Below are 15,499 nucleotides of genomic sequence, written 5' to 3'. Positions count from 1 at the left end.
GGTTCGCCATGCGTCAACGCGGCTTTTCCATCATCGAGATCGCGGTCGTGCTGGTCGTGCTGGCGCTGATCCTGACCTCGTCCATGCCCAGCATCAACAGCTGGCTGCGCAACATCCGACTGCGCAACCAGGCCGAGGCTGTGCAGAACGGCCTGCAACACGCCCGCAACGAAGCGGTGCGCCGCAACCGCGCCATCGGTTTTCACCTGGTCACGCCCGGCAGCACCACGGCCCTGACCAGCGACTGCGCACTGTCGGCAGCCGGCACCTCCTGGGTGGTGAGCGTGCGCGACCCGGAAGGCGCTTGCGACACGGCGCCCAGCGACACCCCCACGTCCGCCACCGACCCGATGATCGTGGCCACCCACGTGGGCGCCGATGGCGGTGCCGGCGTGCGCATCAGCGGCGTGGCGTCCGATGGCAGCACCGCCGCGAGCAGCGTCACCTTCGACGCCTTCGGCCGTCGCAGCGGCGACCTGACCCGCATCACCGTGGACTACGCCGTCAGCCAGGGCGACGACCGCCCCCTGCGCATCGACATCAGCGCCAACGGCATGGTGCGCATGTGCGACCCCGGCATCACCGACGACACCGACCCACGTCGCTGCCCCTGACGCGGAGCATCACCATGCACCAACCCACGCATCCACGCCCGCACCCGACCCACCCTCGGCACGTTCGCGGCGCCATGCTGATCGAAGTCCTGGTCGCCATCCTGATCTTCAGCATCGGCGTGTTGGCCCTGGTGGGCCTGCAAGCCCAGATGACCCACGCACAGAGCAGTGCCAAGTCACGTGCTGACGCCACCTACCTGGCCAACGAGCTCATCGGGGTGATGTGGTCCGACACCACCAACCTCGGCAGCTACGACACCTGCGACGGCTACGCCCGATGCAGCGAGTGGCAGGCCAAGGTGGCCAACAGCTTGCCCAAAGGCACGGGCACGATCGATGTCGTGAACGCTGCCACCGGCGAAGTGACCATCACGGTGCGCTGGACCTCGCCGTCCGACGGCGACCACCAGTACGTCACCACCACCTTCATTCGCGCGGCGGGCTGACACCATGGGCACCCTCACGCACCCCAAGAGACAACAGGCTGGCTTCACGCTGGTCGAGTTGATGGTCGGCATCACGCTGGCCCTGATCACCACCGTCATCGTCGCTCAGGTCATGTGGGCGGCGGAAGGCAGTCGGCGCACCACCACCCAGGGCAGCGACGCTCAGGTCAACGGGGCACTGGCCCTCTACACCGTGCAGCGCGACCTTCAGATGGCCGGCTACGGTGTGGTCAACAACCCCGATCTGCTCGGCTGCGAGGTGCGTGGCCAATACGACGCCAACCCCACGCGCACCTTCACGCTGGCGCCCGTGATCATCACCTCGGGCGGGGCCGCCAACGCCTCGGACAGCGTCACCGTCCTTCGCAGTGGCAGCACCCGCGCGGCACTGCCTGTGGTGACCACCGGCAACCACTCCAGCACCAGCCACAGCTTCGAGGTTCAGTCGACGGTTGGCATCGCCAACGGCGACATGCTCATCGCCATGCCGACGGCGCCATCGGCCACCAACTGGTGCACGCTGTTCCAGGTGCGAACCGACAGCACCAACGCGCTCACGGGCACGACCATTCCTCACATCTCGGCCAGCGCATCCTGGAACCCGAGCACCAGCATCATGCCGTCGAGCTACGCTGCCGGCACGACGCTGAGCAACGTCTCGCGCCTGGTCAGCCGCCGCTACGAGGTCAGTGCCGACAGCGACCTTCAAAGCGTTGACCTGATCACCGCCACCGACGTCCCCGCCACCGCCACCGTGGCCTCTCAGATCGTGCTGATGAAGGCCTACTACGGCAAGGACACCAACGAAGATGGCGTGGTCGACAGCTACGACCAGACCACCCCGACCGACAACGCCGGCTGGCGCCAGGTGCGCACCGTGCGCATGGCGGTGGTGGCCCGCAGCGCCCAGCGCGAAAAAGACGAGGTCACGACCAGCGACCCGCTGTGGGACGTCGGCCAGACCGTCACCGTCACCGGCACCGACGACTGCGGTGAAAGCCAGTGCCTGACCCTGCAGGTCTCTGCGGCCAACGACACCGAGTGGCGCCACTACCGCTACAAGGTCTTCGACACCGTCATCCCCTTGCGCAACATGTTGTGGGCGAACTGACCATGCACGCATCACACCTTGATCCGTCGATGAGGGCCGCCCAGCGAGGCATGTCCCTGATCTTTGCGCTGCTGGCGCTGGTGGCCCTGTCGATGGGCGCCGTCGCCCTGATCCGCTCGGTCGACACGAGTGGCATGGTGCTGGGCAACCTCGGCTTCAAGCAAGACGCCACGGCATCTGCCGAGCGGGCCACCGAAGCCGCCATCGTCTTTCTGCAGGGCGTGCCGGATCGGACCCAGAACTCCAGCAACGACAACGGCGGAGGCTCGGGCTACTACGCCAGCTCGACCGACACGCTGGACCCGACCGGCCAGAGCGGCGAGAGCACCCGCCTGCTGGTGGACTGGGAAGCGGACGGCTGCAAGTATGCGAACGAGGCCACCTCCGCCCAATGCACGTTGGGCGCGCGCAGCCTGGCTGCCGACGGAGATCAGCGCAGCGACTACGTGATCTTCCGGCTCTGCCAGCAGGCTGGCGCCATCGCCGATGGCAACGCCTGCATCACCCCCGCCGATGCGTCCAGCGGCAGCTCCACCAAACGGGGCAAGCTGGACTACGGTGACTACGCCCGATTCGTCGGATCCCCCGACGCCTATTACCGGATCATCGTGCGCTCCGTGGGCGCCCGCAACACCGTCAGCTACACCGAAACCATCATCCACTTCTGATGAAGTGCGATGAGCGGTTCACGGACGTGAAAGGAACGGCCATGAAGTCTCGAATCACCCTCTGCGCCATCGTTGTCAGCACGACGATGGCTTTGTCCACCCGCCTGATGGCGGGCGAGACCGACCTGTCCAACGAGCCCCTGGCCAGCACCGAGATCTCGGCCAAACCCAATTTGCTGTTCATCATGGACAACTCGGGTTCGATGGCCAACACCTACATGCCCGAATCGGTCGGCATGCTTCAGAACGACGATTACGGCCGGGCCATCGGACGGGATTCTTCGCAGTGCAACGGCCTGGCCTACAACCCCGACGTCACCTACGACCCGCCCAAGACGCCCACCGGCGCCAGTTACCCGACCCTGCAAGCTTCGGCGACCCGCAACGATGGCTTCAACCCCAGCATGTCGAGCAGCCGCAGCAGCTCCAGCACCCACAACATGGGCCTGGGCAGCAAGACCTTCACGGTCAGCAGCACCTCGGGTTACGCCGTTGGCAACACCTTGTTGATGGTGTCGGACACCAGCAGCTCGGTCGGTGGATCGAGTGCACGCTGGATGCAAGGCACGATCACCAGCTTCACCACCTCATCTCCGCTGAGCGTGACGGTCAATGTCACGTTCAGCACCAACGACGCCAACATCAGCTATGCAGGCTGGAGGGTGGGCCCCCCGTCTGCGGTCGACACCACGGGCTGGACGTACTACACCTACATCGGCTCGCAACCCCGCCTGGGCTGGACGTACAACGCCAGTGGCGCGGTGGTGCAAAACACCTTCTACACGGAGTGCAACCGGACCACCGTCGGCACCGTGTTCACGTCCGCGCTCGTCAGCAGCATGACCGCTGAACAGCAAAGCAACTACGCCAACTGGCACGCCTACTACCGCAAGCGCATCCTGACGATGCGCTCTTCGGCCGGTTTCGCGTTCGCTGGCCTGGACGATCAGTACCGCGTGGGCTACTCGAACATCTCCGACCCGTCTGCGGTGACCGGCAACAACCACTTCCTGGCCATCGGTGACTTCAACGCAACCCAGCGAGCCAACTTCTACCGCAGCCTGTACGAAACCCCGGCCACCAGCTGGACGCCACTGCGCGCAGCCCTGTCCAAAGCGGGTCGTTACTACGCCAACGCCGCGCCCGGCCAGGAGGGCAAGCTCATCTCCGGCCAGACCACCGCCACAGACGACCCGGTTCAATACAGCTGCCAGCGCAACTACACCCTGTTGTCCACCGACGGTTATTGGAACACCCCGGACGAAGACGAGGCCAACGGCTTTGGCGCCTTCAAGGTGGATGGCACCACGCTGGTCGGCCAGGTCGACGGCTATGAAAAGCGCCCGCAGTACGACGGCGCGCGCATGCGCATCGTCAAGACCTACCGCGTCGATGGTGAGTCGACCGTGAGTGGCGAGTGGCGCCGCACGGTGACCAGCTACCCGCTGGGCAACTACCAGGAGCGCGTCTGCGTGGGCGTGACCAAGTCGGGCAAGACCACCTACACCTGCACCAACTACGAAACCGCAGGCTACAGCACCTCCACCACGGTCACCACACGTGACCGGACCACCGTCAAGGCCACACAGGCCACTCGCACGTACGAAACCCTCGACGGCCTGGTCACACGCGACATCACCAGCCCCAACCCGCCCAACGTCGTCGGCACCTCGGTGACGGACACCAACGAGCAGGTCACCGGACCAACAGCCGGCGGCTGGCAAGCCACCGGCTCGCGCAGGAAGATCAGCTCGTCCACCTGCACGGTCTCGATCTGGAACAACTGCTCGTCTTTCCTGCCCAGCACCAACAGCACCTCCTACGCGGCAGGCCCCGCCACCTCAACGGTGATCGTCGACCCGACGGCCACGGCACTCAACAACGTCGTCACCGCCGAAACCCTGACCAACACGCAGGAAACCTGGGAAGGTGGCGCCTCCAACTCTCTGGCTGACGTGGCCGCCTACTACTACGCCACGCCGTTCCGGGTCGACGCCAGCGTGAACTGCATCCGCACGCCCGATCACGAGGCTTGCCGCGGCGAGCTCTCGCCCAGCGGCATGGACACCGGCACCTACCAGCACATGACCACCTTCACCCTGGGCCTGGGTGTGAGCGGTCAGATGAAGTACGACCCCAACTACATCAGCCAGTCCAGCGGTGACTACTTCAACGTGCGCAATGGCCCCAACAACTGGCCCACGCCCTACAACCCCAGCTCGATCGACAGCGACATCCCCGGCAAGATCGACGACCTTTGGCACGCTGCGGTCAACGGCCGAGGCCAGTACTTCTCGGGCTCCGAGAGCAAGGTGCTGGAGCAGTCCATCAAGGACACCCTGACCACCATCAAGAACTCCTCCGGCTACAGCGGCTCGGCTGCAGCGAGCTCGCTGCGCCCCGTGCCTGGCACCGACGAGGCCTACCTGGCTTCGTACACCACGCTCAACTGGGTCGGCGACCTCAAGGCATTCAAGCTGATCGAGGTCACCGATGGCGGTGTGCTGACCGGGGTCGAGGTGTCCTCTCAAGAGCTGTGGAGCGCCTTTGATCAACTCAACGCAACCCTCTACAGCTCGCGCAACATTTACTACAAGGGCAGCGTGAGCTCCGGGGGCAGCACGTCGCTCGCGCTCAGGCCCTTCAACTTCACCAACCTCACCGCAGACGGCCTGAGCTCCCAGTTCGCCAACGCCTGCTCGCGCAGCCCCGCCCCCACCCAATGCGAAGGCTTCGACGACGACAAGCGCACCATCTTCAACAGCGGCGCCAACCTGGTGAACTACCTGCGCGGTGACCGCACCAACGAGGGCGGCATCTACCGCGCTCGCAAGGGTGTGCTCGGCGACATCGTCAACGCGTCGCCGGTGTTCGTGGGCGCCCCGCCGTTCAAGTACGCCGACGAAGGCTACGCAGACTTCGTGCGCAACCAATCGTCGCGTGCCAAGACGGTCTACATCGCGGCCAACGACGGCATGCTGCACGCCATCTCGGCCGACTCCACCTCCGGTGGCACCGAGCGCTGGGCCTTCGTGCCAACGGCCGTGATGCCCAACCTGTATCACCTTGCCGACAGCGACTACGCCGAGCGTCACCGCTACTTCGTCGATGGCTCGCCCATCGTGGGTGACGTGGCCGACAGCAGCGGCACCTGGCGCACCATCCTGGTCGGCGGCCTCAACAAGGGCGGCAAGGCTTACTACGCGCTGGACATCACCAACCCGACCAGCCCCACCCTGCTCTGGGAGTTCGACACCTCCAGCGATGGCGACCTGGGCTACAGCTACGGCAACCCCATCATCACCAAGATCAAGGTCAAGGACGAAGCCGCCAGCACCACCGACAAGGAGGTCTACAAGCAAGTCTGGACGGTGATGTTCTCGTCGGGCTACAACAACCACACTGGCAGCGGCACGGGCGTGGGCGCGCTCTACATCGTCGACGCCAACACCGGCAGCCTGATCAAGAAGATCCAGACCACCGTTGAAAAGGGCGGCGTCGAAGTGGGCGTGGGCGACACCACCACCCCGAGCGGTCTGGGCAAGATCAACGTCTGGATCGACTCCGAGACCGACAACGTCGCCCGCCGCGCCTACGGTGGCGACCTGCTGGGCAACCTGTGGCGCTTCGACTTCAACGACGAAATCGAACCCAAGGGCAAGGCCTTGCTGCTGGCTCAACTGCAAACCTCGACGACCAAGAGCGGCGTCACGACCACCAAGGCCCAACCGATCACCACGCGACCGGAATTGGCCGAAGTCAGCTACGGCGGTGGCAAGCACGCCGTGGTGCTGGTGGGCACGGGACGCTTCCTGGGCCAGACCGACATGAGCGACACGCAGACCCAGAGCATCTACGCCATCACCGACCCCCTGACCAGCACGGGCTGGGGCGACGTGCGAGCCAACGAGCGCCTGGTTCGCCAGAGCCTGGAGACCGGCTCCGATGGCAAGACCCGCACCATCGCGACCCCGGTCAACCAGGTTCGCTGGGGCACCGACCTGGGCTGGGGGATCGACCTGCCCAGCTCCAAGGAACGCGTCGCTGTCGACATGAGCCTGCAATACAACACGCTGGCCGCCGTGAGCGCCGTGCCGGAAGGCACCGCCTGCGCGCCCACCGGCACCTCGTGGGTCTACTTCCTGAGCGTGCTCAACGGCAGCACGGCCGTCGATCAGAAGTACGCCGGCGAGCAGATTTCGTCGGGCCTGGGCACCGGCATCACCTGGCTGGACCTGGGCGGCGGCAAGTCGACCGTGCTGGTGCCCGACAACCGCATGGGCATCCACACCAAGCGGCCGCCCGCTGGTGGCTCCGCGCCCCCGGGATCGGTTCGCCGCACCTCGTGGCGCGAACTGATCGACTGACCCCGAACAGGCGTCCATGACAAAGACTTGGCGAATCGCCCCCCCGCTGGTGCTGGCCACCACCCTGCACGCGATGGTCCTGACCGGCGTGGTGCAGTGGCGGGGCGGCGACACGGGCAAGGCCGACGGGCGCACGCAGGCCCAGGCCTCCAGCCTGTCGGTGCGGCTCGCGTCCCGGGCGCCCGCCGTGCCCGAGCCCCATCAGGTGGCAGCGCAGGCCGCAGAGGCCGCCACCGCCGAGCCCATTCAGCCCCCCCTGGCCGAGCCCGCTCTCGAGCCCGCGTCGCCCTCGCAGGTCGACACACAGCCGGCTGCGCAGCCGCCGCAGCCCCCACTTTCCCCGCTCACCACGGCCGCCGCCGCGCCTGAGACCCCGGTGGCGCAAGGCCCCGTAGACGCCACCAGCGATCGCTACCATGCGCGGCGCGAGCTGAGCCGCCCGCCCAAGCCGCTCTCGCCCATCGACATCGTCTTTCCGCCCGGGGTGCCCACGCCCGGTCGCCACAAGGCGGTGCTGGCCATCTACATCGACGAGCTGGGCCATGTGCGCAAGGTGCACACCGAGGGAGAGTCGCTGCCCCTGGCCTTCGAAGACGCGGCGCGCAATGCATTCCTGAGCGCCCAGTTCCGGGCCGGAGAGCTCGAAGGCCGCGCGGTCAAGTCCTACATCCACATCGAGGTGGTGTTCGACGAGCAACCTGAAGCGCGTGGCCTGGCCGTTTCGTCGCTGGGCCAACGCACGCCCTGAAGCGCTGCGACGCGGCCGCTTTTCGGCGCCGCCGCCACACACCCGGTGTCGATGCGGCTTGCGCCCGCCCGGTGGCATCCCTCATGATGGAAACCACGTTTTCGCCGAGAGGGCCCTCGCATGAAAGTCGCTGCCATCCAGATGGTCTCCACGCCCCGCGTGGATGAAAACTTCGCGGTTGCCCGCAGCCTGATCGCCCAGGCCGCCGCCGCCGGGGCCGAGCTGGTCGCCCTGCCCGAGTACTTCTGCCTGATGGGCGAGCGCGACGCCGACAAGCTCGATGTTGCAGAGCCCTTGGCCGACGCCCAAACCCCCGGCACGCCCAGCACCCCCATGCAACACGTGCTGGCCGAGACCGCGCGCGAGTTCGGCGTCTGGCTGATCGCCGGCACCGTGCCGATCCGCTCCGATGAGGTCCAGGACAAGGTCTTCAACTCGCTGCTGGTCTACGACCCCAACGGCGTGCGCGTGGCCCGCTACGACAAGATCCACCTCTTTTGCTTCGACGACGGCCAGCGCCGCTACGACGAAGGCGCCACGCTGCAGCCTGGCAACGAGGCCGTGGCCTTCGACCTGCGCTCGCGCGACGGCGAGGTCTGGCGCATCGGGCTGGGCGTCTGTTATGACCTGCGCTTCCCGGAGCTGTTCCGCCGCCTGGGCGAGGACAAACCGCTCGACCTCATTGTGCTGCCCGCCGCCTTCACCGACACCACCGGCCGCGCGCATTGGGAGTTGCTGCTGCGTGCCCGCGCGGTCGAGAACCTGTGCCACGTCATCGCGCCAGCCCAGGGTGGTCAGCACGAAAACGGCCGGCGCACCTTCGGCCACGCCATGGCCGTGAGCCCCTGGGGCGAGGTGATCGCGGTGCTGTCCGAAGGCGCGGGCGTGGTGCTCGCCGACCTCAGCCTGGAGCGCCAGAAGCAGGTGCGCATGCAGCTGCCCGCGCTGTCGCACCGCGTGCTCTGAGCCGAGCACCCATACCACCGCTCAGAACACGCGCGTCACCGTGGCCGAGACCGTGGCGCTGCGCCCCGGTGCCGGCTCGAAATAGCGCCGGCTGCCCTCGTTGACGATGACCGACCCCACGTTGCGCTCATCGGTGAGGTTGTCGACCCACAGCGTGGTGTCCAGGCGCCAGCCTGACCAGGCTTGACGCCAGCCCGCGCGCCACGACCAGGCCTGGGACGCTGGCGCGAACGCGTCGTTCACGTCGTTGGCCCAGATGCGACCGCTGTGGCGCCAGGACAGGGCGCTGTGCCAACCGGTGGCCATGGGCCGCCACACGAGCTCGGCCCAGGCGGTGCGACGCGGCACGCCCGGCAGGGCCCGACCGGCGCTCACCGTGCCACCACCGCCCAAGAAGGCGTCCTGGTACTCGGCACGCGTCCAGGCGGCGGCCACGCGCGTGTGCCAACCCGGCGCGATGCGCGCCTGCGCCGACAGCTCCAGCCCCACGCGCTCGGTCCCCCCGACGTTGCGGAACACGCTGCGCCCGCCGGCGTTCTCGGCCGCGCCGATCTCGTCCTGCGTGCGCACCTGGAACAGCGCCACCTGCGCCGCCCGGCCCGCCTCGCCCTGCCACTTGCCACCCAGCTCGATCTGCGTGCCCTGCGAAGCGCGCAAGCCGCGGTTCCAGCCCGATTGCGCGCCTGATTGCGCGCCCGAGGTGCTGGCGTAAGCCACCTCGTTGAGCGTCGGCGTCTCGAAGCTGCGCGCCGCGCTGACATAGGCCATCGCGTTCGGGCCCCACCGATGGGTCAAGCTGAGCACGGGCGTGGTCGCCTCGAATGACATCGAACCGCTGTCGTCGCCATTGCCCGGCGCGACATATCGGTCCTTCGAGCCAAAGCGCACGTGGCTGCGGCGCAGGCCGGCGGCCAGGGTCCAGTCCGGGTGAAGGGTCCAGCCGGCATGCACATAAGGATCGGTGTTGCGCGCGGTGTTGCCTTCGTCGCGGCGCAGGGCCCCGGGCACGCCCAGCCGCACCGCGCCCCCGCTGTCGTCGAAGTTCTGATAGCCCCGCCGGTGCTCGCGCATCTCGTCGAAGGCCCAGCCGGCCGTCAGGGTCACAGGGCGCTCGGCGAGCTCGCCTTGCCAACGCCAGCGGGTGTCGAGGCCTGCAAAGCGCCGTTCCAGGTCGATGACACCACCCGGGTGACCAGGCAGGGTCTGCACAAGGCTGGTCGGTGGCGCCGGAATGGCTTGGAACTGCGTGACCTGGCGCTGCCCGCCATGGGCCATCAACCGCCATTCAGAGGCCCCATGGCGCCAGCTGTGCACCAGGCCCGCCTGCCTCTGCGCGATGCCCTTGCGCGTGTCGTAAGCGCGCGCATTGGCGCCAGCCTGGCGCGGCTTGCGCGCCAGCTGCTCAGCCGTCAGGCCCAGCGGGTCCTGGGCCTCGGGCAGGCGCACCTCGCTGACCACGGCCAGCAGCTCGCGACCGGCGTCCAGGCGCCACCTCAGGCGCGCACGCCACTGCTGGCGTTGGGAGGCGCTGTGCTCGCGCCAGCCTTCGCTGCCCTGCCAGGCCGAGCGCACCGACAGGTTGACGTCGCCCACCTGCGCGCCCGCGTCGGTGGCGAGCCGCCACAGGCCATCCGGGCCAACCGTGCCGCTCAGGCTGGCTTCGGGCCGCTCGGGTGCATCGGGGCTGAAGACCTGCACCACCCCGCCGGCCGCGTTGCCGAACAGCACCGAGGCCGGCCCGCGCAGCACCTCGACGCGTTGCGCTGCCCCCAGGTCGAAACCGCTGGTCTGGCCTTGCCCGTCGGGCATGGTCTGCGGGATGCCGTCTTCGTACAGGCGCACACCGCGCACGCCAAAGGTCGAGCGCGCGCCAAAACCACGGATGGACAGCTGCAGGTCCTGCGCCGGATTTCGGCGGTCGAGCGCCACCACGCCGGGCACGCTCAGCAAGGCTTCGGACAACTGCAGGCCCGGGCCCGTCTCGCGCAGCCGCGCGGCCGTGATCACGTCGAGCGCGGCGGGCACGTCCACGACCGCCTCGGACGAGCGCGAAGCGGTGACGCCCTGCGCGGGCAGGTCGGGCTCGGGTGGGGGCGCGTCAAAGGGGAACATGACAGCGCGGATGCTGTCACAAAGTGGCGCCGGGCGTGCACCGGGTCGCGAGCGACCGACGCCGAGGCGCTGCGGCGTGGGCGCTTCGTCCGCTCAGCGCGGCGGTGCGTCGGGCATCGACCAGTCGGGCGGGATCAGCCCCGAGTCACCGAAGTCGTTGCCGAAGTCGTTATTCAGGGCCGTGCCCACGTTCAGCTCTGCGGGGGCGTCTCCAAACAGCTTGAGGGCGCTGCCCTGCATGTTCTCGCGGAAGTGCTTGCGCTCGAACAACTTCGCCTGCGCCTCCACGGGCAGGTCGGTGATGCGCAGGATGTTGCGCTTGAGCAGCGCGTCGATGAGGTCCTCGAGCACGCGCACGAGGTTGGCGTCCATCTCGGCGAAGGAGCGGCCCTCGCCCTGGCCCAGGAAGGCCAGCACATCCGGGTGGTTCGACGGCAGCAACTCGGCGCCATCGACCGGTTCTCGGTGCAGGCTGATGACCAACCCTTGCGGGTCGCGAACCACGTGGTACATGAAGGGGCTTCCTGAAGCGGCTTTCCTGAGTCGGATATCGGCCCACCCAGTCGGGACTTGAGGTCGATTTTCACTCCCTGCAATCGACCAGCAGCCACTCGCCCATCATCACGCCCTGCGACATGCAGTCCAGCGACACGGCACGCGGCGGCGCCCAACTGGCTGCGGTCTGGGCCAGCGAAGGCGAAGCCACCATCCGCACCGTGCCCTCCTCGCCGGCCAAGGCCAGGTGCAAAACGAGCACGCCCGCCTCTCCGGGCTCCAGGGAAGCCAGCGTGCCTTGCAGGCGCAAGCGCTGGCCGGCGGTCTGGCGGTGCACGGCGGCCGCGTCACGGCGCACCCGGGACTGAAGCGCCTCGGCGCTCAGCGGGGCCGACGCCGGTGACATGGCCTGTGGGGCCTGGCGGCCGCGTTGCGCCACCTCTTCGAGCACCTGCGCCGCCACAGGCCCGGCGGGATCGACCTCCCGGTGCGCCCGATCCATTGCAAGGGGCGACGTTCCGGTCGCTTCGGGCAATGGCTGGATCAGCCCCGCAATGGGGGCCTCGCCGCCCGGCGAACCCGCCGCACCCGGCCAGGCAGCACCCCTCCAGAACCACGCCCCGCAGGCCAGCACCAGCAGCAGGCCCAGCGGGGCCCAGACCCTCGCGCGGGCCTGGGATGACGCCTGCGCCTGCCCCGGCACCCGCACCATCACTTGCGCCTCACAGCGTCAGCAGGTACTGCACCAGGTCGCTCACACTGGCGGCGTTGGGGGCGCACCAGGGGTGCGGTGCAGCCGGCATGCCGATCGGGCCCGGGGTGCCCATCTCGTCGGGGCCGTACTGCGTGCGCATCTTCTGGTAGTCCCAGTAGTAGAAGTCGTTGTCGCCGGCCACGGAGCTGAAGTACTTGTGGCGCTCGACGAAGCGGTTGCGGGCCTCGTAGGTCGTGTCAAAGATGTCCTTCTTCTTGTCCTTGTAGACGCGGAAGACATCGCCCTTGCGGTTCAGATCGGGCGCAGGGGTGGGCTGGTCGACCGTGCCAGGAGCGGGGCGCACCGGCGCATGCAGCGTGTAGTACTGCTTGTACAGGGCCGAGCCTTCGGTGCAGCGCTCGGGGCTGACCAGGTCTTCGAGGTTGCGCACGTGGCCGTCAGACAGCAGGCCGCGCGAGGTCACCCAGTACAGGTTGCGCAGGTAGGTGGCGCGGATGGACTGCTGCTTGCGCTGGAAGTCGGTGGGCGCGAAGAAGCGGCCGACCTGGTTCAGCGGCACCATCACCTCGCTCGAGTTCAGGCCCATCTTGTCGCTGTGGCAGCTGGCGCAGGACTGGTCGAACGTGCCCTTGCCACGCGCCACGGCGGCCTTCACCCCGTCGTACACCTGCCAGCCACGCTGCACGAAGCTGCCTTCGCTGAGCACGCTCGAGCCCGTCTGGGCTTCGAGCCGGCCGGTGGACTTGAGCCAGCGGTGCAGGCCCACGTTGCGCAGGTCGTCGTCGTCCTGGTCAAGCACCGACATGTAGGCCGTCAGCGCCTTGAGCGAGCCCGCGTCCATCGAACCCATGGCGCCGTCCGGCTCCTCGGCGTGGATGTACGAACCCTCGAAGCCCACGTACGACTCGGTGTGCGAGAGCGCGCGGCGCACCGGCAGGTGGAAGGTCACGTTCGGGATGGCCGTGGGGTTGAACATGTAGTCGTTGTCGTAGAGCCCGCCTTCACCCGCCGTGCGCGTGATGGTGGCTTCACCCGTGCCGGCCGGCATCAGGTACATCAGCGGCGTCTTGTCGACCTTGGCATCGCCCGGGGCCCACTTGGGGCCGTGCTCGGTCTCGTTGACGTAGGCGAACTTCGACGTGGTCTTGCCGGTGCCCGTGCCCAGCGTCGCCCACTTCATCGTCCAGTTGGGGTTGGGCAGGCCGGGGAAGACCTTGGTGATGTTGCTCGCGCCCTTGCTGTAGCTGATCTGATAGCCGTGGCACGAGGCGCAGTTGAAGCCGATCCACGAGCCCTTGCCCAGGAAGGGGTGCTGCGACTCGGCATAGCGGTAGCCGGCGTAGCCCGTGGTCTTGGTGTTGCCTTCTTTCAGTTGCTGCCCGATGGCCAGGAAGCCGGGCGTCGGGTTGAACTGCGGGTAGGGCTTGAAGTAGACGTCGTTGATCGACTCGGCAGGCACCTGGCCGGCCACGTTCTTGACCGCACCGAACAACACGGTGGGGTTGGCCTTCTGCCGCGTGTAGGGGTCGGTGGCCTGGCCCTTCATGATCGCGTCCCACTCCAGGTTCTTGAACTTGTGGCTCAGGCCCAGGTTGTAGTCGTAGGACCAGAAGATTTCGCGACCGCGCTTGACCATGTCGGCAAAGCTCGGGTTGTCCACGGCCACGTCGATGGGCGCGATGGCCTTGGCCTCGGCCGACACCGTCGAGACCACGTCGCAATTGACATCGGCCGGCGACTCGATGCGGTAGACCTGCGCGTCGATGACGTTGTGCGGCTGGCCTGGCTTGGTCAACGAGGTGTTGAAGCCGGCGCGCTTTTGCACCTGCAGCCGCAAAGGCCCCTTGCTGGCGTGCGAAGGCACGGTGAACTGCACCTCGGTGTCGGACCAGTTCAGCACGTCCTTGGGCCAGTTGCTGCGCGAGACGCCCGTCTCGTAGTTCAGCGTCGAGAGGATGTCGAGCTTTTGCTCGTACATCTGCAGCGAGGTCTCCAGCACGCGGCTGTTGCCGATCATGATCTTGCTGAAGTCGATGTCGGTGCCGGCACCAAAGCCCGAGCCGCTCAAGGTGACGACGTCACCGGGCTTGAGCGTGGGCTTGGCGCTGCTGCCCGCCGTCCAGACGACGGCGCCATTGACCTTCATCTGCTGCACAACGGGCTGCGCGAAATTCGCCGCCGATGCCAGGCGCTGCTGCTCGCGAGCGCTGTTGAAGGCGCACACGACTTCCTGGTTGGGATAGGTGGGCGCAGCCTGGGCCAGGGTTGCGGCCATGAGGGTCGCCAAGGCCGCCAGGGCCGTTGCGGTGGGGGGTGTTCGCCAAGCCTGGTGATGCATGGTCGGCTCCTCGTGTGGTGGTGATGAGCCGCGATGATTCCCACCCCGCACCAAAGCCTCTGTCAGCCAGCCGACAAACGCGGGAAAGCACCGGGACGGCTGGGCGCCATGGTGGCGCCGTGCGTCCAAGCCCGCGACATCACCGCAGGCAAACCCGCAGGGGATCAGGCCCGAGGCTCGTCCGTGCCCCAGCGCTGCAGGATGCGCAATTCCGCCGGTGTCAGGCGCGCCGCGGCCTCCAGCCCGGTGCGATCCAGCACCTCGATGCGCCCATACGCCAGGCGCAACACACCTCGCTGCTGCAGGTCCATGAGGATCTGGTTGGTCGTCTGCCGCGACAGCGACAGCATCGAGCCCAGCTCGCTCTGGCTGATGGGCAACACGCAACCACCATCGCTGGCGCCACGCATCATGCCGGCCACCAACCAAAGCAGCCGCCTCACCAGCCTCGCTTCAGCAGGCAGCAAGGCCATGTCTTCGAGGTTGATGAAGCTCAGGCGCAGCTTGAGCGCCATCAGCACACCCAGCTCGCGCCAGCCATCGGGGTGGCGCAGCAATCGCTCATGCAGGGGCTGCTGGGGCACGTGCAGCACCCGCGTGGGGCCATCGGCCACGGCGTCGTGCGTGCGTGGCAGGCGGTCGAAGACGGCGATTTCGCCGAACCAGGTCGTCGGCTCGACCAGGGCCAGCACGGCCTCCTTGCCTGCGTCCGTCACGCCCGAGATGCGGATGGCGCCGGTGAGCACGGCATACAGGCCATCGGCCGCATCGCCGCGAAAGAACAGGTGCTCGCCGGGCTGCATCGCGCGCAGCGTGCCCATCTCAAGCAGGGCCCGCGAAAAGTCATGCGAGACCTGACCGAACCACGGGTCGCGCTGGAGCTGCGCGGCCAGCGTGTCGTTGAGCCAGTGCGGCATCG

The 15,499-nt window shown here is 67.6% G+C and carries 12 protein-coding genes; 7 read left to right on the top strand and 5 right to left on the bottom strand.

The genetic code is table 11. The features are described 5' to 3' along the window. Nucleotides 1-8: 8 nt before the first annotated feature. The 7 genes from ABG80_RS06505 to ABG80_RS06475 all read left to right on the top strand — a co-directional run bounded on the left by ABG80_RS06505 (nucleotide 9) and on the right by ABG80_RS06475 (nucleotide 8,920). Nucleotides 9-614: a GspH/FimT family pseudopilin gene (locus ABG80_RS06505; protein WP_058086941.1), complete on the top strand. Its 606-nt coding sequence runs from the start codon at nucleotides 9-11 to the stop codon at nucleotides 612-614. 14 nt (nucleotides 615-628) lie between these two features. Next, nucleotides 629-1,060 carry a type IV pilus modification PilV family protein gene (locus tag ABG80_RS06500; RefSeq protein WP_083505881.1) on the top strand — a complete coding sequence of 144 codons (432 nt, stop codon included), beginning with the start codon at nucleotides 629-631 and terminating at the stop codon, nucleotides 1,058-1,060. 4 nt (nucleotides 1,061-1,064) lie between these two features. After that, nucleotides 1,065-2,171: a PilW family protein gene (locus ABG80_RS06495; protein ID WP_058086939.1), complete on the top strand. Its 1,107-nt coding sequence runs from the start codon at nucleotides 1,065-1,067 to the stop codon at nucleotides 2,169-2,171. A gap of 50 nt (nucleotides 2,172-2,221) precedes the next feature. Beyond that, nucleotides 2,222-2,839: a pilus assembly PilX family protein gene (locus ABG80_RS06490; RefSeq protein WP_152987494.1), complete on the top strand. Its 618-nt coding sequence runs from the start codon at nucleotides 2,222-2,224 to the stop codon at nucleotides 2,837-2,839. 41 nt (nucleotides 2,840-2,880) lie between these two features. Further along, nucleotides 2,881-7,206, top strand: a complete 4,326-nt coding sequence (locus ABG80_RS06485) for a pilus assembly protein (protein ID WP_160322468.1) — start codon at nucleotides 2,881-2,883, stop codon at nucleotides 7,204-7,206. Between the two features lie 16 nt (nucleotides 7,207-7,222). Continuing rightward, nucleotides 7,223-7,954 (top strand): energy transducer TonB, encoded by a 732-nt coding sequence (locus ABG80_RS06480; RefSeq protein WP_058086936.1) that lies wholly within the window; start codon nucleotides 7,223-7,225, stop codon nucleotides 7,952-7,954. A gap of 120 nt (nucleotides 7,955-8,074) precedes the next feature. Beyond that, complete coding sequence (locus ABG80_RS06475; RefSeq protein WP_058086935.1) at nucleotides 8,075-8,920, top strand: carbon-nitrogen hydrolase family protein; 846 nt, start codon at nucleotides 8,075-8,077, stop codon at nucleotides 8,918-8,920. A gap of 21 nt (nucleotides 8,921-8,941) precedes the next feature. On the opposite strand, the gene ABG80_RS06470 is transcribed toward ABG80_RS06475, so the two are convergent. From ABG80_RS06470 to ABG80_RS06450, 5 genes are all read right to left on the bottom strand, one after another. Next, nucleotides 8,942-11,032, bottom strand: coding sequence for a TonB-dependent receptor family protein (locus ABG80_RS06470; RefSeq protein WP_058086934.1), 2,091 nt, complete (start codon nucleotides 11,030-11,032; stop codon nucleotides 8,942-8,944). A 93-nt stretch (nucleotides 11,033-11,125) separates the two neighbouring features. Further along, entirely contained in the window at nucleotides 11,126-11,545 is a 420-nt protein-coding gene (locus ABG80_RS06465; protein WP_200964275.1) for a hypothetical protein, read from the bottom strand. Between the two features lie 70 nt (nucleotides 11,546-11,615). After that, nucleotides 11,616-12,239, bottom strand: coding sequence for a hypothetical protein (locus ABG80_RS06460; protein ID WP_058086933.1), 624 nt, complete (start codon nucleotides 12,237-12,239; stop codon nucleotides 11,616-11,618). A 10-nt stretch (nucleotides 12,240-12,249) separates the two neighbouring features. Beyond that, nucleotides 12,250-14,580 (bottom strand): hypothetical protein, encoded by a 2,331-nt coding sequence (locus ABG80_RS06455; RefSeq protein ID WP_058086932.1) that lies wholly within the window; start codon nucleotides 14,578-14,580, stop codon nucleotides 12,250-12,252. 164 nt (nucleotides 14,581-14,744) lie between these two features. Beyond that, nucleotides 14,745-15,497, bottom strand: a complete 753-nt coding sequence (locus tag ABG80_RS06450) for a Crp/Fnr family transcriptional regulator (RefSeq protein WP_083505880.1) — start codon at nucleotides 15,495-15,497, stop codon at nucleotides 14,745-14,747. Nucleotides 15,498-15,499 lie beyond the last annotated feature (2 nt).

This window comes from Aquabacterium parvum, from assembly GCF_001447195.1.
GTDB classification, from domain to species: Bacteria; Pseudomonadota; Gammaproteobacteria; order Burkholderiales; family Burkholderiaceae_C; genus Aquabacterium; species Aquabacterium parvum.
The sequence above is the reverse complement of the archived record's forward strand: the minus strand, read 5'-3'. Positions and strand labels throughout refer to the sequence as shown.

What these genes read in the sequence shown, in the direction of transcription:
- ABG80_RS06480 (WP_058086936.1), top strand. Translation starts at nt 7,223, where the DNA reads ATGACAAAGACTTGGCGAATCGCCCCCCCGCTGGTGCTGGCCACCACC.
- ABG80_RS06495 (WP_058086939.1), top strand. Translation starts at nt 1,065, where the DNA reads ATGGGCACCCTCACGCACCCCAAGAGACAACAGGCTGGCTTCACGCTG.
- ABG80_RS06505 (WP_058086941.1), top strand. Translation starts at nt 9, where the DNA reads ATGCGTCAACGCGGCTTTTCCATCATCGAGATCGCGGTCGTGCTGGTC.
- ABG80_RS06455 (WP_058086932.1), bottom strand. Translation starts at nt 14,580, where the DNA reads ATGCATCACCAGGCTTGGCGAACACCCCCCACCGCAACGGCCCTGGCG.
- ABG80_RS06490 (WP_152987494.1), top strand. Translation starts at nt 2,222, where the DNA reads ATGTCCCTGATCTTTGCGCTGCTGGCGCTGGTGGCCCTGTCGATGGGC.
- ABG80_RS06460 (WP_058086933.1), bottom strand. Translation starts at nt 12,239, where the DNA reads ATGGTGCGGGTGCCGGGGCAGGCGCAGGCGTCATCCCAGGCCCGCGCG.
- ABG80_RS06450 (WP_083505880.1), bottom strand. Translation starts at nt 15,497, where the DNA reads ATGCCGCACTGGCTCAACGACACGCTGGCCGCGCAGCTCCAGCGCGAC.
- ABG80_RS06500 (WP_083505881.1), top strand. Translation starts at nt 629, where the DNA reads ATGCACCAACCCACGCATCCACGCCCGCACCCGACCCACCCTCGGCAC.
- ABG80_RS06485 (WP_160322468.1), top strand. Translation starts at nt 2,881, where the DNA reads ATGAAGTCTCGAATCACCCTCTGCGCCATCGTTGTCAGCACGACGATG.
- ABG80_RS06465 (WP_200964275.1), bottom strand. Translation starts at nt 11,545, where the DNA reads ATGTACCACGTGGTTCGCGACCCGCAAGGGTTGGTCATCAGCCTGCAC.
- ABG80_RS06470 (WP_058086934.1), bottom strand. Translation starts at nt 11,032, where the DNA reads ATGTTCCCCTTTGACGCGCCCCCACCCGAGCCCGACCTGCCCGCGCAG.
- ABG80_RS06475 (WP_058086935.1), top strand. Translation starts at nt 8,075, where the DNA reads ATGAAAGTCGCTGCCATCCAGATGGTCTCCACGCCCCGCGTGGATGAA.